This is a genomic window from Brevibacillus choshinensis, assembly GCF_001420695.1.
GTDB classification, from domain to species: domain Bacteria; phylum Bacillota; class Bacilli; order Brevibacillales; family Brevibacillaceae; genus Brevibacillus; species Brevibacillus choshinensis.
This window is the reverse complement of sequence record NZ_LJJB01000013.1, coordinates 303,347-323,763: the sequence shown is the minus strand read 5'-3', so window position 1 is coordinate 323,763 and position 20,417 is coordinate 303,347. Positions and strand designations below refer to the sequence as shown.

Annotated in this window: 23 protein-coding genes and 1 riboswitch; of the genes, 7 read left to right on the top strand and 16 right to left on the bottom strand. The window is 47.7% G+C overall.

Annotated features, from left to right (window positions below):
- Window positions 1-3 precede the first annotated feature (3 nt).
- The 4 genes from AN963_RS30510 to AN963_RS21765 all read right to left on the bottom strand — a co-directional run bounded on the left by AN963_RS30510 (window position 4) and on the right by AN963_RS21765 (window position 2,116).
- On the bottom strand, window positions 4-129 hold the full coding sequence (locus AN963_RS30510; RefSeq protein WP_083497027.1) for a GapA-binding peptide SR1P: 126 nt from the start codon (window positions 127-129) through the stop codon (window positions 4-6).
- 144 nt (window positions 130-273) lie between these two features.
- Window positions 274-1,077: an alpha/beta hydrolase gene (locus AN963_RS21775; protein ID WP_055746654.1), complete on the bottom strand. Its 804-nt coding sequence runs from the start codon at window positions 1,075-1,077 to the stop codon at window positions 274-276.
- Between the two features lie 108 nt (window positions 1,078-1,185).
- Window positions 1,186-1,485 (bottom strand): DUF3055 domain-containing protein, encoded by a 300-nt coding sequence (locus tag AN963_RS21770; protein WP_055746653.1) that lies wholly within the window; start codon window positions 1,483-1,485, stop codon window positions 1,186-1,188.
- A 106-nt stretch (window positions 1,486-1,591) separates the two neighbouring features.
- A complete protein-coding gene (locus AN963_RS21765; RefSeq protein WP_055746652.1) occupies window positions 1,592-2,116 on the bottom strand; it encodes a MarR family winged helix-turn-helix transcriptional regulator in 525 nt (174 codons plus the stop codon).
- A 181-nt stretch (window positions 2,117-2,297) separates the two neighbouring features.
- Here AN963_RS21765 and AN963_RS21760 point away from each other — a divergent pair, with 181 nt between their 5' ends.
- Window positions 2,298-2,726 carry a DUF1885 family protein gene (locus tag AN963_RS21760; protein WP_055746651.1) on the top strand — a complete coding sequence of 143 codons (429 nt, stop codon included), beginning with the start codon at window positions 2,298-2,300 and terminating at the stop codon, window positions 2,724-2,726.
- A 70-nt stretch (window positions 2,727-2,796) separates the two neighbouring features.
- On the opposite strand, the gene AN963_RS30505 is transcribed toward AN963_RS21760, so the two are convergent.
- The 6 genes from AN963_RS30505 to dapD all read right to left on the bottom strand — a co-directional run bounded on the left by AN963_RS30505 (window position 2,797) and on the right by dapD (window position 8,722).
- A protein-coding gene (locus AN963_RS30505) for an IS3 family transposase (protein WP_152985712.1) occupies window positions 2,797-4,145 on the bottom strand; the annotation gives its coding sequence in 2 pieces (ribosomal slippage) (window positions 2,797-3,701 and window positions 3,701-4,145; 1,350 coding nt in all).
- A gap of 166 nt (window positions 4,146-4,311) precedes the next feature.
- Window positions 4,312-4,674: a DUF4912 domain-containing protein gene (locus AN963_RS21745; protein WP_055746650.1), complete on the bottom strand. Its 363-nt coding sequence runs from the start codon at window positions 4,672-4,674 to the stop codon at window positions 4,312-4,314.
- A 111-nt stretch (window positions 4,675-4,785) separates the two neighbouring features.
- A complete protein-coding gene (locus tag AN963_RS21740; RefSeq protein WP_055746649.1) occupies window positions 4,786-5,382 on the bottom strand; it encodes a hypothetical protein in 597 nt (198 codons plus the stop codon).
- Between the two features lie 270 nt (window positions 5,383-5,652).
- Window positions 5,653-6,783: an N-acetyldiaminopimelate deacetylase gene (locus AN963_RS21735; protein WP_055746648.1), complete on the bottom strand. Its 1,131-nt coding sequence runs from the start codon at window positions 6,781-6,783 to the stop codon at window positions 5,653-5,655.
- A gap of 3 nt (window positions 6,784-6,786) precedes the next feature.
- Window positions 6,787-7,998, bottom strand: coding sequence for an aspartate aminotransferase family protein (locus AN963_RS21730; protein ID WP_055746647.1), 1,212 nt, complete (start codon window positions 7,996-7,998; stop codon window positions 6,787-6,789).
- A gap of 13 nt (window positions 7,999-8,011) precedes the next feature.
- Window positions 8,012-8,722, bottom strand: a complete 711-nt coding sequence (gene dapD, locus AN963_RS21725) for a 2,3,4,5-tetrahydropyridine-2,6-dicarboxylate N-acetyltransferase (RefSeq protein ID WP_055746646.1) — start codon at window positions 8,720-8,722, stop codon at window positions 8,012-8,014.
- A 95-nt stretch (window positions 8,723-8,817) separates the two neighbouring features.
- A riboswitch (Lysine riboswitch) is annotated at window positions 8,818-9,004 on the bottom strand.
- 153 nt (window positions 9,005-9,157) lie between these two features.
- Between dapD and AN963_RS21720 the strand changes: the two genes are divergently transcribed.
- Together AN963_RS21720 and AN963_RS21715 are read left to right on the top strand one after the other, a co-directional pair.
- Window positions 9,158-9,601: a flavodoxin gene (locus AN963_RS21720; RefSeq protein ID WP_055747821.1), complete on the top strand. Its 444-nt coding sequence runs from the start codon at window positions 9,158-9,160 to the stop codon at window positions 9,599-9,601.
- 84 nt (window positions 9,602-9,685) lie between these two features.
- On the top strand, window positions 9,686-10,234 hold the full coding sequence (locus AN963_RS21715; RefSeq protein ID WP_055746645.1) for a GNAT family N-acetyltransferase: 549 nt from the start codon (window positions 9,686-9,688) through the stop codon (window positions 10,232-10,234).
- On the opposite strand, the gene AN963_RS21710 is transcribed toward AN963_RS21715, so the two are convergent.
- From AN963_RS21710 to AN963_RS21700, 3 genes are read right to left on the bottom strand one after another with little or no spacing between them, the layout of a single operon-like run.
- Window positions 10,209-11,051 carry an EcsC family protein gene (locus AN963_RS21710; protein ID WP_055746644.1) on the bottom strand — a complete coding sequence of 281 codons (843 nt, stop codon included), beginning with the start codon at window positions 11,049-11,051 and terminating at the stop codon, window positions 10,209-10,211. The genes AN963_RS21715 and AN963_RS21710 overlap by 26 nt on opposite strands.
- A 32-nt stretch (window positions 11,052-11,083) precedes the next feature.
- Window positions 11,084-11,278: a hypothetical protein gene (locus AN963_RS21705; RefSeq protein ID WP_055746643.1), complete on the bottom strand. Its 195-nt coding sequence runs from the start codon at window positions 11,276-11,278 to the stop codon at window positions 11,084-11,086.
- Window positions 11,279-11,329: 51 nt separating this feature from the next.
- Window positions 11,330-13,387, bottom strand: coding sequence for a hypothetical protein (locus AN963_RS21700; RefSeq protein ID WP_055747820.1), 2,058 nt, complete (start codon window positions 13,385-13,387; stop codon window positions 11,330-11,332).
- Window positions 13,388-13,611: 224 nt separating this feature from the next.
- Between AN963_RS21700 and AN963_RS21695 the strand changes: the two genes are divergently transcribed.
- Together AN963_RS21695 and AN963_RS21690 are read left to right on the top strand one after the other, a co-directional pair.
- Window positions 13,612-14,406 carry a methyltransferase domain-containing protein gene (locus AN963_RS21695; protein WP_055746642.1) on the top strand — a complete coding sequence of 265 codons (795 nt, stop codon included), beginning with the start codon at window positions 13,612-13,614 and terminating at the stop codon, window positions 14,404-14,406.
- Window positions 14,403-15,074, top strand: coding sequence for a hypothetical protein (locus tag AN963_RS21690; protein WP_055746641.1), 672 nt, complete (start codon window positions 14,403-14,405; stop codon window positions 15,072-15,074). Before AN963_RS21695 ends, AN963_RS21690 begins: the two co-directional genes overlap by 4 nt.
- Before the next feature lie 93 nt (window positions 15,075-15,167).
- Here AN963_RS21690 and AN963_RS21685 read toward each other — a convergent pair whose 3' ends face one another.
- Genes AN963_RS21685 through AN963_RS21675 form a run of 3 tightly spaced genes read right to left on the bottom strand, consistent with a single transcriptional unit; the run spans window position 15,168 to window position 18,879 of the window.
- Window positions 15,168-16,682: an efflux RND transporter periplasmic adaptor subunit gene (locus AN963_RS21685; protein ID WP_055746640.1), complete on the bottom strand. Its 1,515-nt coding sequence runs from the start codon at window positions 16,680-16,682 to the stop codon at window positions 15,168-15,170.
- Window positions 16,683-16,702: 20 nt separating this feature from the next.
- Window positions 16,703-18,154 carry an ABC transporter permease gene (locus AN963_RS21680; RefSeq protein WP_055746639.1) on the bottom strand — a complete coding sequence of 484 codons (1,452 nt, stop codon included), beginning with the start codon at window positions 18,152-18,154 and terminating at the stop codon, window positions 16,703-16,705.
- Between the two features lie 23 nt (window positions 18,155-18,177).
- Window positions 18,178-18,879, bottom strand: a complete 702-nt coding sequence (locus tag AN963_RS21675; RefSeq protein ID WP_055746638.1) for an ABC transporter ATP-binding protein — start codon at window positions 18,877-18,879, stop codon at window positions 18,178-18,180.
- 331 nt (window positions 18,880-19,210) lie between these two features.
- Between AN963_RS21675 and AN963_RS31590 the strand changes: the two genes are divergently transcribed.
- Window positions 19,211-19,381: a hypothetical protein gene (locus tag AN963_RS31590; RefSeq protein WP_169791938.1), complete on the top strand. Its 171-nt coding sequence runs from the start codon at window positions 19,211-19,213 to the stop codon at window positions 19,379-19,381.
- A gap of 193 nt (window positions 19,382-19,574) precedes the next feature.
- Window positions 19,575-20,390, top strand: coding sequence for a pyridoxine/pyridoxal/pyridoxamine kinase (gene pdxK, locus AN963_RS21670; RefSeq protein WP_055746637.1), 816 nt, complete (start codon window positions 19,575-19,577; stop codon window positions 20,388-20,390).
- Window positions 20,391-20,417 lie beyond the last annotated feature (27 nt).

Here is a 20,417-nt window from a genome sequence, read left to right as displayed (position 1 = left end):
AAACTATTCTCTTTCTTGTTTTTCGCTCAGCTGGCAATCACAGCTACAAACCGCATAAAGCGTTTTCACCTGATTAGATTCAAAATGTTCAATAATCGTCCCGCAAGTCTGGCAGACAATCGTTCCCATATATATTCCCCTCCGTTTTCACATTGCCAATCGCAGTGTGAATGATGGTCATATCAACGTCAATGTGATGTTATATACATCTTAATATGCCACACCATTAGGAGTCAATACGGTAATTTAACTCATTTTCGATCAATTAGTATGTCACATTTGCTGATCTTGTCGATTCATCCACGTTTCTACCTGAAACATCACTTGTTCTTTCTCCGGTTCATTCAGTACTTCATGGCGCAATCCTTGCAACCGATGAAACTCTGCGTCCGAACGTATCCCCGCAGCGAACCGCTCGATGGCTTCTGCGTCAATCAGCGAATCATCTCCTGCCTGTAAAACAAGGACGGGGACCGAGATACGGTCGCGCTCTTTCCAGGCTAAATCCATTGCCCGGTGCAATTCCTGAAACCATCTTACACTTACTTTTGCATAATTGAGCGGGTCACTCTGATAGGCTGCTTGGACCTGCTCATCCCGTGACACCATATCCGGTGTAATGCCATTTGGCATCGTCAATGTCGGCCAAATGCTGTCCAACCATCCGGCAAGCTTCACTTTCCATGGTGGAACCGCCAATTTCAAGGCAAGACAAGGCGAAGTCAAAATGAGTCCCGCCAGCTCCTCCTCGCTCCGCTCGTGACACTGAACATATCGAGTGGCAACCAACCCACCCAAACTGTGCCCGAGTATGTATAGAGGCTGCTTTCCTCCTGAAGCTTCTCGTGCTGCACGCCTCCACTCATCTACAGCTTCCACATATTGCTGAAACGAGTCGATATGCCCCTTCCTCCCAGGAGACCGTCCCCAGCCTGGCAAATCACCTGTGAACACGCTCCAGCCTCGTGCATTCAGGAATGCTGCCACGTGCTCGTATCGACCATAGTGCTCTCCGGTACCATGGACAAGCACGATAGTACCTTTTGGATCAGCTGCAAGCCACTGATGCCTATTCATTTGCACTCCTCCATTTTGCTCGTCCGACTGCGCAAAGCTTTTCTATTATCTTTTGGCATATCCGATCGTACATGAAAAACGAGCAGAAGAAAATCTTCTGCTCGCCTGCTAGTACTGATTTTCTTCAAATGGGATAGTAGGCAAATAGTCTTGAAAGAATTGGGCGAGGGCTTCCGCTTCGCTTTCAGAATCCAGCCGGAAGATCTTTTGTAGATATCCCGGACTCACGGCATCCTCTGAACTGAGAAGGGTAGATTGCCCCGTTTGCATACAGATCACCAATGGTTTTCCGTAAAACTTGTGCGTAAAGACAATCCCAAAGTCGTGGCGAGTTCCCTCCGATACAAATCCCAGAAAACGTACATTGGCGTTCTCCGACTCCTCGTATAAGTGGTCGTAGTGCTCCATCAGCAATCCCTCCTCATCTGAAGTATGACTCCGATTAGTTGTTACGTAAATATTCGGAGTATTTACTAGTATACGCGAAAACCCACTTTTTTGCTACTGCTGGGACTTAACTGATTAAATGCCTAGAATTAGGAATTCGGTCTTCGCCTTCCTGAATCCACCGAACTTTCTCAGCACCGTGCAAAGATTGCGCGACAAAGGACAGGCATTCAAAAAATAATTCTACCACCGCTGTACTGTAGCGTTCCTCCATTTTCTCCAATGCATACGTCAATCGAAAAATAGATGGTACACTTCGACGGCTCGCTTCAATCACTTCTTTACCTTTTTCCGTTGGATATACATGTACGACACGCCCATCCAACTCCGACTTTTCGATGGTTACCATCCCTTTTTCCATCAACTTCTTGATATGAATCACGATTGATGAGGGGTGCCAGAAGGTCCAGTCGGCAATTTGTGTGACCCGCACACCTTCGTAGCAGTAAATAATCCAGAGAATGTTTAATTGAACGGAGGAATCCAGTTCGGCTTCCTTCGCTGCTCTCTCCCAATCCTCTTTATTCACCACATCGATGGCGCGCATTGTGTTTAGCGCTTCGAAAACGTTTCTTATTGAGACCTCCTGCATAGGATCTATTCCTCCATGTGATTCTGATCTTCTTTTATCCACTATATAAATAGTATCTATATTTTACACTTTTCAGAAAAGACACGCAATTATTTTTGCCTAGGAATTGATGCATTGTCAAAGAGTGGAAGCAATGCTACACTAAACGCAGATATTCTCGGTACTAGGAGTGAGTGCAATCGTGAAACTTCAATCAGCCTACATTTATTTCGTAGATGGCTCTACCGCCACACATGCAGACATTGAAGACGTGAAGGCAAAGTTTACTCGATATATCGATATGACTACCAAAACGGGTCAACAGCTCGGCTGGTCGTATGCAGAGGCCGCTTTTCCGTACACATTGGAGGAACGTGAGGAAGGCAAGGGCTCCTGGTTTCTGCTTAAAGGAAAAGACCCCAATATGTATAAGGCCATTGTGGTAGGTGTCGGCTCCACCGATGCGAATGGACAAGAAAAGCACTACATTCAGATTTCTTTGCCCGAATCGGCCACACATGGTGATAAAAACAAAGCGAATGAGTACTGTCGCTACTTGGCCCGTGATTACAAGGCGGAGCTGCACTTGTTTAACAAGCGAATTCAGTATTTTCAGCCTCGTAAGCCATAACGATAAACATGTTCGAAAACAAAACAGCCGACATTTGAAGTGACCCCTAAAAGTTAGACATGTAATGTAATTAAGCGACATGTAAGGTTTGAGTTCGGTATTGTACCGGACTCAAGCCTTTTAATTTTGTCTTAATTCGTTTGAAGTTATAATAGTCGATGTAGTTTGCTAACTCTTGCTTAAAATGTTCAATACTCTCAAATTCTTGTGTATATAAAAATTCCGATTTGAGGATACCAAAAAAGTTCTCCATTACGGCATTATCATAACAATTTCCTTTTCTCGACATACTCTGGGTGACGTTCTTTTCTTTTAAGGCGTGCTGGTACTTACTCATCTGGTAATGCCATCCTTGATCCGTATGGATCAAGAGGTGGTCTTGTTCGGTTAATCGTTTAAAGGCTTCTTCCAGCATCTTTGAAACAAGAGAATATCTTGGTCTTGAGTCGATTGTATAGGCAATGATCTCTCCGTTAAACAAATCGAGCATTGGTGATAAATAAAGCTTTTCACCAAATAGCTTAAATTCCGTAATATCCGTTACCCACTTTTCATTGGGTTTTTCTGCTCGGAAGTTACGATCCAAAACATTTGGAGCGATCTTACCAACATTCCCTTTATAGGAACGATACTTCTTCATACGAACAATACTTTTTAAGCCCAACTCTTTCATCAATCGCTGTACTTTTTTATGATTCACCTGGTGCCCAAGATTTCTGAGCTCGTCCTTAATCCGACGGTATCCATAGCGGCCTTTATGTTCATGGAAAATAGCCTGAATCAACGTCTTCATTTCAGCATGTTTGTCTGGGCGACTTATCGTACGAACGAAGTAATAATAGGAACTCCGTGGTATTCCCGCCAATTGGAGTAGCGCTTTAATGGGGAATTCAGTCCTTAGTTCAAACACTACTTGCGCTTTGTCTTGGTTTGTAATTTTTCCTTGCTTTGAACTAAGGCATTCAACTTTTTTAAATAAGCATTCTCCATACGTAAACGCTCTACTTCTTGCTGTAATGCCTCGACTGATCCTTCAACAGGTGTTACATTCTTGTTTCCCTTTTTCATCGTTGGACGCCCCTTTTTCTTTGGAATAAGGGCGTCTATTCCGCATGAATGAAATTGAATCCTCCATTTTCGGATTAAAGCGGGAGAGGGAATTTGAAAAATGGCGGCAGTTGCATTCGGAGACGTCCCGTGGGTATTCATATAATTGAGTACGTCCAGTTTAAACGGAGCTGTGTAGCTTGTATAGGACTTTCTAAACGCTTCCGCGCCATTTTGCTCGTATTGCATCACCCAAACTCCAATCATAGCTTTGGTTGCACCAATAGACGCAGCAATGGAAGCATGAGTTTCTTTGCCGTCTCTCCAACGAAAAACCGCGGATAATTTATCTTCTGGAGAAAATTTGGCCATATATAATGCACCTCCAATTGTTAGGTGTGTCTAACAATTGGGGTGCATTTCACATTCTCGGCTGTTTTTCTTTGTTTTTTGCTTTCCGATAAGCAGAGGCAAATGCCTTGAAAAACAACAAAAGACCCTCTAATCAGAGGGTCTCTCTTATACATGAGCACGTTGATCAAATCATTTGAGATCTCGATAGCGAGAAGAACCTTCCATCCACCATCCGAATGCCCAAATCGACACAATATTCCAATCCTTGCGTAACTCCGTAAAGAATCCACTCGGACGAACGGTGGTTGATATCAAAATCAGTGTAAAGGTCTGTGCCATCATCGCGGATCTCTTTGCGGTCAGTCACATCGAAAAGGCGTAGGACAAACGGTAGTTCTGCAAAAGGGATAGAAAATTTCTTCTCCACTTCCTGCTCGAACTCCTTTGTCATGTTCCACTCTGCCTGGATAGAATGATCATCCTTCCAGGCGATGCGTATACTCGGGCCTTCTACGTCTGTGGATGATCGCGGGGGATTTGTCTCCATTCGCTCCCATCGTTCCTTTCTTTCATGTACTCGCTTTTACCATGTATATCGACTTTTCCACCTATTATACCATGTGAACAAGCCACGTGGAAACGCAAACAAGCTATAATTTTATCGTCCAACTGTAAAGTTGTTCTCGCCTACTACCACATAAGACTTGAATTGCTCGGATTTCATGCGTGCCTGAATCTTGTAAGTTCCATAACTTTCTAGCTTAGTTGATACAAATGGCTCCGAGAAGTAAAAGCTGTTCGCGTTTTGGGTGGAGTATTTCCATTCCTTCCCTTTATCGACTTCTTTCCCTTCCGGTGAAATCAATACGAGCTGCATTCTCAGGTCTTTCGCTACAGGCGCTTCATCGACTTCAACAAACACATTAAAGGTACGAGGCACATTTTTGTCACTGTATCCTTTAATCGGGTTGCTAAACACAACCGTCTTATTTCGCGTTTGTTGAATGCCTTCTAAGACCAGAATATTCACATTCGGCTTAATAATTTCCAATTTTCCGGAGTTTTGATCAAAGTCTACAAAACCACCCATCTTGTTCACCAGATCCTCCACCGAATTCGCGTTGGACGATCCCATACTGTTTACGATCCGTTCACCACCTAAGAATACCCGCATCGCTCCTTCACCCAAGGCAGTACTCCCTACCCCAGCCACGACAGTTAACGCCAACAAGGCCGACAACCATGCTTTTTTCATGTCTTAATCCTCCTGTATGTGTGCGCGGCAGCGCTTGTTATTCCGATTTTGTTCTTACTAGTTTATACGCCTAAACAAGCAAATAGTTGTGGTCTCCAGCCAACTTTTTTCAACAATATCCACAATATCCACAACCCACAACAATCAGGAAGATAGACTTATTCACAGGTGCTGTTAATAAGCACGAAGTACCCTTGACGTGAGGGATAACAGGCATAACAAAAGGAGCAGCCTGTAATGCGCTGCTCCTATAACGTGAAACCCAGCCAATCAAAGTTGCGACAACTTCGTGAAGTAGCGAGATACGACCCCAATGGCTACCTCGATAGCCTCTTCATTCGGTTCGATTTTCGAATGATGTAACCCATATGGCGTGTTGACTCCGAGCCAAAACAAGAAACCTGGAATCTCACGCAGGAAATAGCCAAAATCTTCTCCCGTCATCGCTTCCTTGCAATGAATGAGGGTAACGTCCTTACATTCCTTCGCTACCCATTCCATGAACTCTTCTGTCAGGGCTTCTTCGTTGTAGACTTGGCAATACCCACAGCCGTAGTCGATGGTCGCCGAACATTCAAAGCCGGCTTCCACTCCTTTTACCAAGGCTTCAATGCGGCTCTTCACACGTGACATCGATTCCATAGAGAAGGTGCGAATCGTACCTTCAAGACGCGCTCTCTCCGCGATGATGTTTTGCTTGGTCCCGCCTTCGATCTTGCCCACTGTGATGACTGCAGAATCCAGTGGATCGATGTTTCGAGAGACGATGGATTGCAGTTGAGTCACCAAGTGGCTCATGGCAACGACCATATCATTCGATTTATGCGGAAAAGCTGCATGCCCACCTTTTCCCACTAGATCCACAAACAATTCCGAAGTATTGGCAAAAAGAATGCCCGGTTTTGTAGCGATGGTTCCTACAGGATACTCCGGTGCAATATGCAACGCGAAGATGCAATCCGGTTGCCAAGCTGCAAACTCTTCGCTCTGCATCATCGGCAAAGCCCCACCAGGTCCTTCTTCGGCCGGTTGAAAAAGAAACAGGAGATTGTCTGCAATTGGTTGCTCCACAAAGTGCGTCAAAAGTCCAAGCGCGATAGCCATGTGCATGTCGTGTCCGCACGCATGCATAAAGCCCTCATGCAAGGAACGGAAAGGATAGGAAGTCTCCTCTGAAATCGGGAGTCCATCCATATCCGTGCGCCAGGCGATGGTGCGCTTTGGATTGGAGCCAGGGATGCGTACAAGAATGCCCGTGCGCCACGGTTGGATCTGAACACGGTCTTGAGGAAGCCCCTTCAGATAACGAAGCAAGTACTGTTGCGTCTTCACTTCTTGAAAGCCCGGCTCCGGTATTTGATGAAGATCGCGACGAATCTGCACAAACGATGAAACGCTCATGGGTTACGCCTCCTTTGCCGAGCTGGCAGCTGTCAATTGACGAGTGAACACTTCGAGGAAGCGATCCACGTCGTCTTTTGTGAGCGTCAGTGGCGGCAAGAGTCGAACGATCGTCTTCTGCGTCACGTCCACGAGAATACCTTCCGCAAGCAAATCGCTTTGCAAACGACTCGCTTCCTCAGGCGTGACACTCAGCGGGATACCGACCATCATACCCTTTCCTCGCAAGGCTTGCAATTGCTGAGGAAGGCGACTCCGCAATGCCTCCAGCCCAGACCAGAGGTACTCGATCACTTCGTCCACACTTGCGACAAAGCTCGGATCCAGTAGCTCATCCAGCACCGCGTTTCCCAGTGCTGCTGACAGTGGAGATGGGGCAAAAGTCGTCCCGTGATCACCTGGTTTAAACTGGTTCATCAGTTGCGTTCCGGCAATCACCCCGCCTAGTGGCAAACCTCCACCTACCCCTTTTGCAAACAGAATCAGATCAGGCGTCACACCTGCATGCTGGTAAGCGAACAGCCTTCCGGTGCGTCCCATTCCCGTCTGTATTTCGTCCATGGCAAAGAGCATGCCCTCTTCTTGGCAAATGGCTTGTACGTCACGTAGGAATGATTCCGAGAGCGGTACCACTCCACCTGAACCAAGCACAGGTTCCATCAGCACAGCGGCTGGCTTGGCTTCCTGACAAAGTGCTCGCAGCCCCTCGGTGTCTTCTGCATCGAGCTCATAGACAGGGAAATCAGGCTGCGGAAAGTCCTGGTACACATGTGCTTGTCTCGTCAGACGAACAGCTCCAAGCGTCCTGCCGTGAAAGCTGTTGCGCAGGACCACAATCCCGTCTCGACCCGCTCCTTCTGCCTTTGTCCATTTGTGGATCAGCTTGATCGCCGCTTCTGTCGCCTCAGCTCCGGAATTGGTGAAAAAGACTTTTCCCGCAATGGTCTGCTCTATCAAGCGCTGCGCCAGACGGATAGCGGGCTGATTGAGAAACACATTTGAGATGTGCAAAAACTGCTCGCCTTGCTCATGTAGCGCCTTCAGGATACGTGGATGTGAATGTCCCAGTACATTCACTGCGAGACCGGTAAACAAATCTAGGTACCCTTTGCCATTGGTGTCGTACAAGTAGTTGCCTTCTCCTCTGGCGATAGCAATCGGCAATCGTTTGTACGTGGAGACGATGTATTGTTCATCAAGCGAACGCCAGTCCATGTTCCTACACCCCTTAGAGTTGACGTAGCTCCTGCTTGATTTCCGTCTTGGAACGAGTTTTTTCGTCAATTTGTTTGATAACGCGTGCTGGAGTACCCGCTACTACTGTGTATGGAGGTACATCCTCGATCACAATAGCGCCTGCAGCTACAACGGCACCTTTCCCTACGCGGATGCCTTCCAAAATAACAGCATTGGCACCGATCAATACGTCATCTTCTACGACAACTGGTTGTGCAGATGGTGGTTCGATTACACCGGCGATGACGGAGCCTGCACCGATATGGCAGTTTTTCCCGATCGTTCCACGGCCGCCCACTACCACGTTCATATCGATCATGGTGCCTTCGCCAATTACCGCTCCGATGTTAATGGACGCGCCCATCATGATCACAGCGTTGTTACCGATCGTTACTTGGTCACGGATAATTGCGCCTGGCTCAATACGCGCTTGAATTCCCTTTGTGTCCAAGAGTGGAATAGCCGAATTGCGACGATCGCTTTCAACAACGTAGTCTTCAATTTTGTCTGCATGTTGCGCCAAGACCGGTTCGATTTCTTTCCATTCGCCAAACACAACGCCTGTATTGCCGTTAATGAATGCTTTGGCGCTCGCACCAAAATCAATGCCTTCCAAATTGCCTTTCACGTATAGCTTCACTGGTGTTTTCTTTTCGCTTTTTTGAATAAACGAGATAATTTCATTGGCATCCATCATGTTCACAGGTAAATCCTCCTTTTAGTCAAAAGCATTCGGTGGTACTAAAAAAAGCAATGAGTGCATGCGCTAACTCATTGCTTTCGATAACTCGGCAGCAAATCGTAAATAGCGCTCCACAAGAAACTGGCATTTCTCGTGACAGGACGATCATTGTTCATGAGCACCCCAACCTCTACCATTCAGGGGATGGCAACCGGCTTCGGCGCTTTAGCCTTTCCCCCTTTTCCTGCCCCCCAGCAGATTTCGAAAAGATGTACTCATCCTCGGCGCACCTCTATTTAGACTTTCTTATAATAATTTCATTTAACTCTACCAAAATCAACTTCGTGTGGCAACAGCTTTCTTGAAAAGAAATAACCTCATTGACAAAGAGAATCATTTTCATTAAGTTGTTATCTGAGAATGATTTTCAATATCCGAATGGGGGACATCGAAAAAATGAGCAGCATTTTGATGGTTTACGCAAGCATGACAGGAAACACGCTAGAAATAGCAGAAGCAATCGCGGAAGGCATCCGATCTACAGGAGCTACGCTCGAAGTAAAAGAAATGATGGACGCCACAGCACAAGAGCTGGAATCGTACGACGCCATCTTGCTGGGAGCCTATACGTGGGGAGATGGTGAACTGCCCGATGAGTGCATGGACTTTTACGACGAGATGGATGCGATCAGCCTCGCAGGAAAGAAAGTAGCTGCTTTTGGCTCATGCGACTCAGCCTATGAGCATGTGGGAGCCGCTGTTGACATCTTGCTGGCAAAGTCCCGGGAACGCGGAGCAGATACGCCATTGGAGGGCTTGAAAATCGAGCTTGAGCCAAATGCAAAAGAAGTGGAGTCATGCAAAGCATTTGGTGTGTCCTTTGTCAAACTGGTTGGCTAAAAAAGAGAATTCATAAGCTTCTCACTAAAGGGCGCATATGATAAACTGTCTATCCCACTTTATTATTTCTAGGAGGATTAGGCGATGATACTACATACGGACAGCATTTATTTGCGCCCTCTACAAACGGAAGACGCAGCTGAGCTATTAGAGCTGAGGCTGCGTAATCAAGAATTTTTTCAACTTTTTGAACCGATTCGCCCCGCCTCGCACCTCACCCTTGTAGGTCAGCAGGAGCAAATTACTCTGGCCAAGCAAGATTTCACGAATCAGGCTGCCTTTGCATTCGGTGTCTTCTTGCAGGAGAACGACCAGATGATCGGGAGAATCGCTTTGTCTAATGTGGCTCGAGGCGCTTGGCAGAATGCTACCTTAGGATACTTTCTCGACCAGGCATTCAACGGAAAAGGATACACGACGAAAGCGGTAAAGCTTGCGTTGCAATTCGCTTTCACCGAAGCACAGCTCCATCGGGTTCAGGCCGGTGTCATGCCTCATAATCTCGGTTCCATCCGTGTGCTTGAAAAGAACGGCTTTCGTTATGAGGGGTGTTCCCTGCGTTACTTGCAAATAAACGGGGCGTGGGAAGACCACAACATGTACGCCATCACTGTTGAGGAGTGGACGAAATAGCATCACTCTGCTCTTTTGACTGTCGAAGCCGTTCTAGGATACGCCGTTTGCGGTACAGCATCATTCCCGCTTCGGCGACATCCTGCACGGTGGAGCGATTTAAATAGGCTCCGAACAGGATCCCTGCAATGGGAACCATCTGAAACAGCTTTTTCCAACCGAAGTTTTCCGTATAGGTCACGACTACTTCGCGCCAGCCCTGCAATTGAGCCATGACGTCCTTTTGCGATGCCGGGTTGTCAAACTGTGCGAGTTCCTCTAGGATCGCTTTCTTCCCCACGATATCAGACGACGCAAATTGCAAGCACTTCACCACAAACAGACGCTCTCTTTTTTCTTCAGGACGATAGCCATAGCAGAGCGCCATCTCCTGCAGGACTTTTAGCGAGGTTCCTAACAGTAATGGAATATCCAGCGCCAATGTAAATATTCCACCGATTCCCGTGGTTGCTCCCTGCACCGTCGCAAAGGTGGCTCTCGATTCTCTCATCTCACTCGCCACATCATTCATGATCGTCAGGGGTACACTGGATACCTCTTGGGCTCCCAAGGCTTGATTCGGTCCCATTCTGGTACGAAGCCTACTATACACCGCTTCGTCTTGCACCAGATAAGTCCCGCCCGTCTCCAAAAATGCTGCCATTTCATCGACCGCAGTTCCTAGCTTCTCTCTAACGAATTTGGGCGTGATACGATCCAGTAAAACAAAAGGGAGTCGTCCGAGTTTTTCCCAAAACCACAAATCATTCTGTTCCTTTTCCCATGCCTCCACTTCCTGTAATCTATGAAGCAAGGACTCCTTTGTCTCTATTGCCATCAGTTGCCTCCTTTGAGGGATGAATCGTATCGTTAGTTCTGGCGTTTCCATAGACATTGATTGCGGAGAAGTTGCTTTACATATTCCTGCAATTCTTCCCGAGAGGAAATACGTGCAAACTCCTCTTTTTCTCTTACGATTCCCATTTTGAAATGTTTCACTTGCTCCCCTTCTATTCGAAAGCCGAACTTCTCGAGTATGGCCATTTGCTCATCTGTCACGTTCATACCTCCTGCTCGAAAAAACCCCCTGCCAGGGCAGAGGGTTCATCTCGTTTTTTATTGTACTTCAATCGTCAGGGTCATGGTTTGTTGCTTTTCTTTCATGTCCGTATTTTTGGTATAGGATCTCGAACCGTACAGCACTTCGCACGTACGATAGCCCATAACACTTGTCACTTTAATCCTGTACACTCCCGGCTTGCCATCCTGAAAATCAATGAATTGCTTCGCATTCAAGGATTGGACACCGTTTTCCTCTGAAAAGTCTTCATCCTCGTCAGGATGTTTTTGCTTGATCGTCATGAGAACTTCATCATTGTAGCTGATTTTCACTTCATTGCTAGATTCAATCGTTCCGCCACCGTACTGTTGCTCAGATCCAAGCAGCGTTTTACCATCTTCCCAGACTAGATCTGGAACGTGAACGTATTGACGATTCTTTTTGACTGTTTTATCCAAAATGATGCGTTTTGTACCCTTGTTTTCCACGTGAGTAGACATGAGAACAAGCTCTTTCAGATCATCCAGATCGCTTTTGGAGTCTACTACGATCCGATCACCATCCCGATACTCCTTGCCCTTTTTGGTCACAAAACGCAGGGGAGTCGGATAAGGGACTGTCCCCACATCACCCCGATCACAGACGGGTGAGGAAGACACCGGTGGTATGTCCTCAATCACCTGAACATAGCCACACCACGACTGACGGGGCTCGCGCTTGCTATAGTAGTTGACTTTGTAGCGTCCTGGTTTGTAGCTGGACAGCTCCAGTGCTGTATGATCCCAATTGAGCTTCGAAGCATCCACTACGACGTTATCAACTGCCCACACACCTGGTCCCTCATCGTCATCCGCTTCGCTACCAAACTCGATATGATCAGCCGCTGTGGTCAGCCATATGAGATGGATCGGATTTTGATACAGCTTTACCGTTACATCGGAGGAGTAAAGATTGCGTCGCTCGACCATCATCGAAGACTTCTCATTGCTTTGCATCATGACATCCATGGTCGCGGTTGCGGTAGCAGGTCCGCACGCCTCCGGGGTACCAGGTACTTGAATCTGAATGGTGGAAGACGTGTCCATCCACGCTGTCGTCGAGTCCGGTGTCTGATCCGGTTCGAATGTCACGCTAATCGTCATACCCGCTAGTATTTCAGGAATGGCCACTTCGATGCTCTGCGAATCTGTCAGCGTCTGACCGGTACCATTTACCCACCATCGTCCTGGAAAAGGAGAATAGAGCTGTACCGTGCTCGGTGCTTTCGTAGCAGTAATAACTTGATTTTGGGAAAGCTTTTGACCTGTGGAATTTGTTCCCATATAGATCTCCGCTAACCCTACTTGTATCGTGACCATCCAGGGCGACAAGCTGCCGTCATCCGGAGAAAACATCAGGTCGTATTGACCCGTTTTTAAAGATCCCGACGAAAAGACAGTTCCAGACACGGATCTCATTTCCGTGTTTGTCGCTTTGTTCGTCAGCTTCCATGTACCAGGTACCTTACTGGAAAAGGTCTTCGAGCCAAACACACCAAAAATCGCGCTGGTGCCTCCGGATGGAATCGACTCCCCGACGGCCTTTTCACCCTCATATATGTACGGATAATTTTGTGCTTCTACCTGAAACCGTACATGAACCGTACTATTTTGGCCTTTCGCATCTGTCACAACGAAAGTCAGCGTATGTAATCCCGCAGACAGTTGAGAGGAAGGGATGCTGAACCGCGGCACCTGCCATTTCAATGCAGCTTGTGTCGCCTGCTTTTCGCCCTGCAAGGCTGTCAGCTCTACCCCATCGAGGAGGACCTTGTGGCGATTCACGTTCGTGCCGCTCCCGTATGTGGTTTGCGTGAGGTCAACATCTAGCGGAGTATCTGGCGGGAGAATAAACTCGTCATTTTTCACCCAGTTCCAGCCTCCAGATGTCAAGCCGGCCACTTGGTAATCATTAAATACAATCATGTCGTGAACCGGTTTCTGTACGGGCTGTGACACCTGACTATTCCGCTTCATCGTTGTAGTCGCCCCCATGGCTGGCGAAACAGTTAGACCTGACAGAAGGCTGCCAGTAGCCAGACACACTAAAAGCGCTGATACAACCCATTTTTTCACTTGATGTCCTCTCACTTTCTCTTCTTCATCGTTCACTTGTTCCTAATTCGACAAATTTAGCGTCTTCTCCTTTTTATTTCTTGACAGGAAAATGTTCCCTCGCCTCTCACCCATTCACGCTACCGAATTCATTTGCTTATAGGAATAAACTATACATTTTATAATTTATATAGATTTGACGAATAGCTGCCAAGCTGGTAAAACAAGGATAAGGAGGGATTGACATGAGTCAAACGAAACAGTGGGACGCGAGCCACTATGATGAAAAAATGAACTTTGTCTCCCATTATGGCAGAGGATTGATCGACTGGCTACAGCCTGTTTCAGGCGAACGCATATTGGATCTAGGTTGCGGCACTGGCGATCTCACCGCCAAGCTAGCTGAAAATGGTGCTCATGTCATGGGCTTTGATTTTTCGCCGGATATGATCGAAGCGGCTCGTAGCAAATATCCTCATTTATCTTTCGCGATTGCGGATGCTCATACATTTCGTTCGGATGAGCAGTTCGATGCGATTTTCTCGAATGCAGCCCTGCACTGGATGCAGCGACCGGAAAAAGTGGCAGAGTCTGTATGGCTCGCTCTCGCTCCAGGAGGTCGTTTTGTTGCAGAATTTGGAGGAAAAGGCAACTGTGAACAAGTCGTTGCCGCTCTGCGTGTCGCTCTTGGGCGGATAGGCATATCTGCGGACGAGAGAAACCCTTGGTACTTTCCGAGCATCGGAGAATATGCGTCCTTGTTGGAACGCCAAGGCTTTCGGGTCGTGCTGTCTTCTCATATCGATCGCCCTACTCTTATGCCTGACGGGGATGATGGCCTTCGACATTGGCTGAACTCGTTTTGCAGTCCCTTTTTCAGCGGATTATCCGAACGGGAAATTGATGAGATCTGCGCAGCTGTCAGTGAAATTGCGCGCCCTACACTATTTCGAGATGGCCAGTGGTTCGTCGACTACAAACGAATCCGTGTCATCGCCCAAAAAGAAGAACCAGCAACAAATGCAGGGAGACACATATGACACGGATCGCTTGCTTGCACGGCCATCACTCGAACATCCCCCTGCTGGATGATGCGTTTTCACCCTGGACTGTAGAGCTGGTACATTTTGTAGATCCAGGCCTGCTGATGCAAAATGGTGGGACGCGCCCGCCTATACAGGAGCAGGCGCATGAAAAACTGAGAAGCCAACTATCTTGGATGCAAGCTTGTTTGCCTGATGCAATCGTCATCACCTGCACACAGTATGCTGCCAGCTTGACCGCCGAAGATGAAGCTTCTATGAATATACCTGTCTTTACCATCGATGGACCTTTTTTTGACGAAGTGACGAAATGTACAGGCCCACAAGCCTTGCTGTTCTCCAATCCTGCTACGGTGACCCCAACGATGAATCGATTGTGGAAGCATGCATCTGCCCGTGGATTGGCGCCCCAGATCGAAATTCACTTGGCTGATGGAGCGTTTGATTTCATCATGGCAAATAAACAACAGGCCTATCATGATGCCATATGGGATGCCTTGCAGACCCTCTGCGACAATCATCTCTCCGTTTCTTTGGCGGTAGCCCAACTGTCTATGGTGCCTGTCGCCCACCATTTCACCCGAGAGAGCGGCATTCCCATTATCCATCCTCTGCAAAGTCTGACGGAACGCATGGTCCAAACGCTTCAACTTTCACAAAAATAATAGGTTGCCTGCAAAAAAGAATCCCCGGCTCTCATGTGTGTCATCACTCATGCAAACCGGGGATGTTTTTCATTTGTCTATGATTGGCCAGAACTAGGCGTTGGTCATCAGTACTTCTGCGCCTTCTTCTAAACCGCCTTTAATTTCAATAAACTCTGTGCCTTCTACGCCAATCTCCACTTCCTTTGGCGTCGGTTCGCCGGTACCCTGGGCTTTTATCATTACTGTACCTTTGCCTTCCTCCATGACTTCTACGGCATTCAACGGGAGTCGCTTCACATTGTCCTTTTGCTCCACGTAAATATCGCAGTCGCCTGTCATGCCGTGCTTCATTTCCGATGTTTCACTCAGTTCCACCTTCACGGCAAAACGAACCGCCTTGTCTTCTTTTGTACCCTCTTTTGGAATCTCAATGACCTTTCCTTTAAATGGTCGGTTACCAAAAGCAGTCACATACACATCCACACTTTGCCCCATCTTGATCGCAGGAATATCGATTTCGTCTACAGCTGCCATAAAGTAGACCGACGTGGCGTCCATAATCACGACTGCAGGCTCACCCGAGGAAGGTGTCTCCCCCTCTTTTACATTTAGCTTCGTGATCACACCGTTAATGGGTGCCTCCACTTGCTTTTTCGAGATTTCTCTTTTCTTTTGTTCCATTGTTAGCAACGATTCTTTGAGAGCCAGCTCTTTTTCCCGCAGCTCCAGATCGGATGCCGTCATATCCATTTTGAACAATTGCTGCCGTGTTTTGATCTCGTCATCTTTCTCGATTTCGACTTTTCCGATCTTCCCATGGGTACCGGCCAGAATTTCCATTTCATCCGGGAGCTCGAAAGGCGTTGCCATCTGACTCGCGTACAGCACACCCTTGGCATCCGTGAACTGGACTACCCCCATATCCCCAACGTAGAGAGCACCTGGCTTCTTCACGAGCACCTCGACGTTGTGAACACCCCCGACCCCTTTTTCCTTTTGTCCTATCAAGTCGATCTTCGTGATCGTACCATCGACGTAGTAGAGGGACGCCGTAATAAAAATCTTTACTTTTTGTCCGACGCGAAATTGCTCTGCTTCATAGGCGCTAAACTTACCTGTGATTTTCAAATAGTCCGTATTGGTCAGCTTTGCTACGACGGAATCAGGCGTAACTGTATCACCCTCCTTGACCATTACTTCCTTGATTTTCCCGATTTTATCTGACAGGATCCAATCCTTCTTATTCTTTAGCTCATCCAGTTCTTTTTTGGCACGCAGAATGCTTAATTCCTGTTTCTGCATTTCCAGTTGGGCGTCAGTGCTGTCAACCGTAAACAAGACGTCCCCCTTTTTCACCGACTGTCCTTCCTTCACCAGCAGACGCTCTACCTTTCCGCTGATTTCGGGCTTTACTTCTTCCCGAGCTTTTGCCTCGACGGAACCGGATGAAAAGATCGTCTTTTTTACTTCGCCCACATCGACAGTTGCCGTTGGAAACGATGGCTGCTCCGGAGGTTGTTCTTCGGCTGCAACGTCCTTTGCTTTCCAGGAAGTATAGCCGTAATATCCGCCTCCTCCCAAAACGACCACAACTGCCGCTAGAATGATCCATTTTTTCTTATTCATGTCTCGTTCCTCACATTTCCTTATTCAGATCGGATCGCCTGCAGGGCACTCAAGCGCGAAGCTCGAATTGCAGGGAAAATACCTGCCAATAAACCAATAACAAAGGAGAATCCGATGGCAAACAGGGCTAGCCAACCAGGGATGACCGCAAGCTTTGCTGCAGCCTCACCTTCTCCTCCCCTGCCATATCCCATATTCAAGCTGTCCATGAGTCCGCCTGCCGAACCGAAATAGTTCACGAGTTCGACTGCACCCCAGGCCATGCCGAGCCCGGTTAATCCACCGATGAGCCCAATAAAGCCAGATTCCATTAAAAATAGCCAGCGAATATTGAACACCGTAGCTCCGATTACTTTCATAATGCCGATTTCCTTTGTCCGCTCCAAAATGGACATGATCATCGTATTGACGATCCCGATCGTCGCAACCAGAAGGGAAATCGCCGCAATCCCGCCGAGTACGATTTGAATGACAAAGAAGAACTTGTTGATCGTCTCCAGCTCACGTGCAGGAGACCAGACTTCATAGCCTTTTTCTTTTAAAGCTTTGACCACACTTTCCACTTTTTCACGCGACTCAACTTTGACTGTCATTTGGTCGAATTCAAAGTGGTCCTGCTTTGCCTGTTCGCGTGTACGTCGCACAGAGCCGTCCGAGGAATCATCCCCTCTGCTCCGGTTGACCCACTCGTTTAGCTCCTTCACCACACTGATTGGTACATACACTGCCGTGGAATAGCGCTGGTTTTCCGATTTCTGCAATTGACCGACAACCCGTACACGCAATTCCTTTTTCTCGTACTTCGGTTCGTCGTCAACACGATACTCCCGAGTCAAAACAATCGTGGCAGCCTTATCCACGAGGCTTATGGGAGCCGGTCCCCCTCCTCCCATGTCTGGCGGCGGCATGGAGGCAGGCACTTTATTCCTGGCTTCGACGTTACTTCGTCGCGCCTCCCTCTTTTCTTTCTCCACGTCGCGCATCTGGCGCGGCACATCGTAGGCGATGACGACCTCTTGCGGAGAACCAGATAAATAGCTCCCTTTGTCCACATCATTTTTGCGATAGTCAGCAGATTCGTTGACATCGACCCCGATTAGCTCCACGTACCCTTCCCTGCGTCCTACCTTTAATTTAGCCTGCTCCTGGAGGCGCTTGACCGGCATGACAGCCGCGATTCCCGGGATTTTCTTCAGTTCCTGGACTGCCTCCATGTTCAGCTTTTTCCGTTCATCGTCCGGAATGACGCGGTCTTCTTCGGGAATGTAGTACATCGGTTCCACATCCATCTCCGTGAGATTCCCGAAGTTCTCCAAGCTTTTCACCGCATTTTCCTTCAAACCGAGACTCAATGCGATCATCGCAACAATCGCAGCCGTTCCAATCATGACCCCGACCGAAGTGAGTGCTGTACGCAGTTTCATGCGCCACAAGTTTCGCCAGACAATGCGAAAAGAATCCATTACTTTCACAAACGTTCACCTCATACCCTCTGCTACGCTGGTCTTGTCCTTTTTTGTACGACTCTTCCGTCCTGTAAATAAATGACCCGGTCCGATTGTTCGGCTACCTCTTGCTCATGGGTAACGATGATGAACGTAGTTCCGTTTTCCTTGTTCATTTGCCGCATGAGGTTCAGGATCTCTTGCTCTGTCTTACTGTCCAGATTGCCCGTCGGCTCATCCGCCAAAATGATGCCTGGTTGGTTGACCAAGGCGCGCGCAATACTGACGCGTTGCTGTTGTCCTCCGCTCAGCTCGTTTGGTTTGTGATCGAGCCGACCCGTAAGACCCACACGCTCGAGAATTTCTGTCGCTCTCGCCCGTCGCTTGCGAACACTCTCGCCAGCAAAAATTAATGGAAGCTCTACGTTTTCCAAGGCCGTCAAATTGGGTAGCAAATTGTAGGACTGAAAAATAAAGCCCATACTCTTACGGCGAAACAAACACAACTCATTTTCGCTGTAACGCGAAATTTCTTCACCGCTGACCATCACGCTACCTTCGTCCGGCTTGGTTAATCCTGCCAATAAGTTCAACAATGTCGATTTACCAGACCCTGATGACCCGCACAGAGCAACAAACTCTCCCTGATTAATGTGCAGATTAATGTCAAACAGTACGGGCACCTTTATCTTTCCAGTACCGTAACTGTGGTTGACCTGCGTCACCGTCAGCTCTCCTGTTGCATTTACCATCTCTACTACGCACCTCATCACTTGGTCAAAATGGAAATTTTGGGTACTCCTCATTCTAAAGACGTAGTTGATGGAAAAACGTAACAGGTCACTGGGAACATTTTTAACGTTCACACAGATGCAACATGTTCTTCAAAATAATGTAACAAACCGATAACCTTCTTCGTATGAATCATTGATACAATAACAGTGTAAGAAAACCTTTACCGAAGTCTTATTCAAGGAAGAGCGACCGCGTTTAAGAGGAATGTTTTCATGCGCTCCAGAATTTATAAGCGTTGAGCTTATAAATTCTTACACGTTGAAGAACACACGAGAGGGCAGATTAAAGATGACAATCTATCGTTTTTTATTCGAAACCGCCACAAAAAAATGGGTTGAGATCATCAAGGCACCCAGCATGTTTGAAGCCGCAAAGCAAGCCAAGCAGCTCGCATCCAAGCGCTCCAAGTCCATGTCTACGTCCATTCACTTCTCCTTTCATCACGCTGCTTCCCTCTAATAAATCCAGCTGCTGACAACCGCTCCTCCGCGATCCGGAGAGCGGTTTTTTTGTATTTACGGGGATATTATTGACACCGCCGTATTTTTCCTTTTCAATAGAGGTAGTGCATGACAGTGCAGTACAGTACGTGAAAGACGCATCCTATCGGGTGTTGTACATTCCTACACGACAACAAAGGGAGATAATGAACATGACCATTCGCAAAGCACTCACGATCGCCGGTTCAGATACAAGCGGCGGTGCTGGCCTCCAGGCTGACCTCAAAACCTTCCAGGAGCTCGGCGTCTTCGGTATGACCGCCCTCACCGTAATCGTGGCTCAAGATCCACACAACGGCTGGTTCCACGATGTATTTCCGATTGATGTAGCCGTCCTGGAAAAACAACTGGAAACTGTACTTACCGGCATTGGTGTAGACGCGACAAAAACAGGCATGCTCGGAACAACTGAGCTGGTTGAATTGGCTGCTCGTAAAATTGAGCAATTCCAACTGAAAAACGTCGTGGTTGACCCTGTAATGATTTGCAAGGGCGCAGACGAAGCTCTCCATCCGGAAATCGCGATCAGCCTGCGCGAAGTCCTGTTGCCACGTGCAACAGTAGCGACACCTAACCTGTTCGAAGCAGGTATTTTGAGCGGATTGGGTGCGCTGAAGAGCGTTGACGATATGAAAGAAGCGGCAAAACGCATTCACGATTTCGGAACGGCTTATGTAGTGGTGAAAGGCGGAAGCAAGCTGCAGCATGGCCACGCCGTTGACGTTTACTTCGACGGCCAATCTGTGGAAGTACTGGAATCAGAACGCTTTGACACGACATATACTCACGGCGCAGGCTGCACCTACTCTGCTGCGATCTGTGCGGAGCTGGCAAAAGGAAACTCTGTTCGTGATGCTGTTGCGGTAGCAAAAGATTTCATTACCGAAGCGATCCGTCACTCGTTTGCCCTCAATCAATACGTAGGGCCAACCAATCACGGTGCTTACCGCCGTTCCAAACAAGCCTAAGATCAGTTGACTACCACAGTTTAAAAA

What these genes read in the sequence shown, in the direction of transcription:
- AN963_RS21735 (WP_055746648.1), bottom strand. Translation starts at nt 6,783, where the DNA reads ATGAGCGTTTCATCGTTTGTGCAGATTCGTCGCGATCTTCATCAAATA.
- AN963_RS21740 (WP_055746649.1), bottom strand. Translation starts at nt 5,382, where the DNA reads ATGAAAAAAGCATGGTTGTCGGCCTTGTTGGCGTTAACTGTCGTGGCT.
- AN963_RS31590 (WP_169791938.1), top strand. Translation starts at nt 19,211, where the DNA reads ATGACAATCTATCGTTTTTTATTCGAAACCGCCACAAAAAAATGGGTT.
- AN963_RS21695 (WP_055746642.1), top strand. Translation starts at nt 13,612, where the DNA reads ATGAGTCAAACGAAACAGTGGGACGCGAGCCACTATGATGAAAAAATG.
- AN963_RS21685 (WP_055746640.1), bottom strand. Translation starts at nt 16,682, where the DNA reads ATGAATAAGAAAAAATGGATCATTCTAGCGGCAGTTGTGGTCGTTTTG.
- AN963_RS21765 (WP_055746652.1), bottom strand. Translation starts at nt 2,116, where the DNA reads ATGCAGGAGGTCTCAATAAGAAACGTTTTCGAAGCGCTAAACACAATG.
- AN963_RS21690 (WP_055746641.1), top strand. Translation starts at nt 14,403, where the DNA reads ATGACACGGATCGCTTGCTTGCACGGCCATCACTCGAACATCCCCCTG.
- AN963_RS21730 (WP_055746647.1), bottom strand. Translation starts at nt 7,998, where the DNA reads ATGGACTGGCGTTCGCTTGATGAACAATACATCGTCTCCACGTACAAA.
- AN963_RS21675 (WP_055746638.1), bottom strand. Translation starts at nt 18,879, where the DNA reads ATGGTAAATGCAACAGGAGAGCTGACGGTGACGCAGGTCAACCACAGT.
- AN963_RS21770 (WP_055746653.1), bottom strand. Translation starts at nt 1,485, where the DNA reads ATGGAGCACTACGACCACTTATACGAGGAGTCGGAGAACGCCAATGTA.
- AN963_RS21705 (WP_055746643.1), bottom strand. Translation starts at nt 11,278, where the DNA reads ATGAACGTGACAGATGAGCAAATGGCCATACTCGAGAAGTTCGGCTTT.
- AN963_RS21775 (WP_055746654.1), bottom strand. Translation starts at nt 1,077, where the DNA reads ATGAATAGGCATCAGTGGCTTGCAGCTGATCCAAAAGGTACTATCGTG.
- AN963_RS21745 (WP_055746650.1), bottom strand. Translation starts at nt 4,674, where the DNA reads ATGGAGACAAATCCCCCGCGATCATCCACAGACGTAGAAGGCCCGAGT.
- AN963_RS30510 (WP_083497027.1), bottom strand. Translation starts at nt 129, where the DNA reads ATGGGAACGATTGTCTGCCAGACTTGCGGGACGATTATTGAACATTTT.
- AN963_RS21715 (WP_055746645.1), top strand. Translation starts at nt 9,686, where the DNA reads ATGATACTACATACGGACAGCATTTATTTGCGCCCTCTACAAACGGAA.
- pdxK (WP_055746637.1), top strand. Translation starts at nt 19,575, where the DNA reads ATGACCATTCGCAAAGCACTCACGATCGCCGGTTCAGATACAAGCGGC.
- AN963_RS21710 (WP_055746644.1), bottom strand. Translation starts at nt 11,051, where the DNA reads ATGGCAATAGAGACAAAGGAGTCCTTGCTTCATAGATTACAGGAAGTG.
- AN963_RS21720 (WP_055747821.1), top strand. Translation starts at nt 9,158, where the DNA reads ATGAGCAGCATTTTGATGGTTTACGCAAGCATGACAGGAAACACGCTA.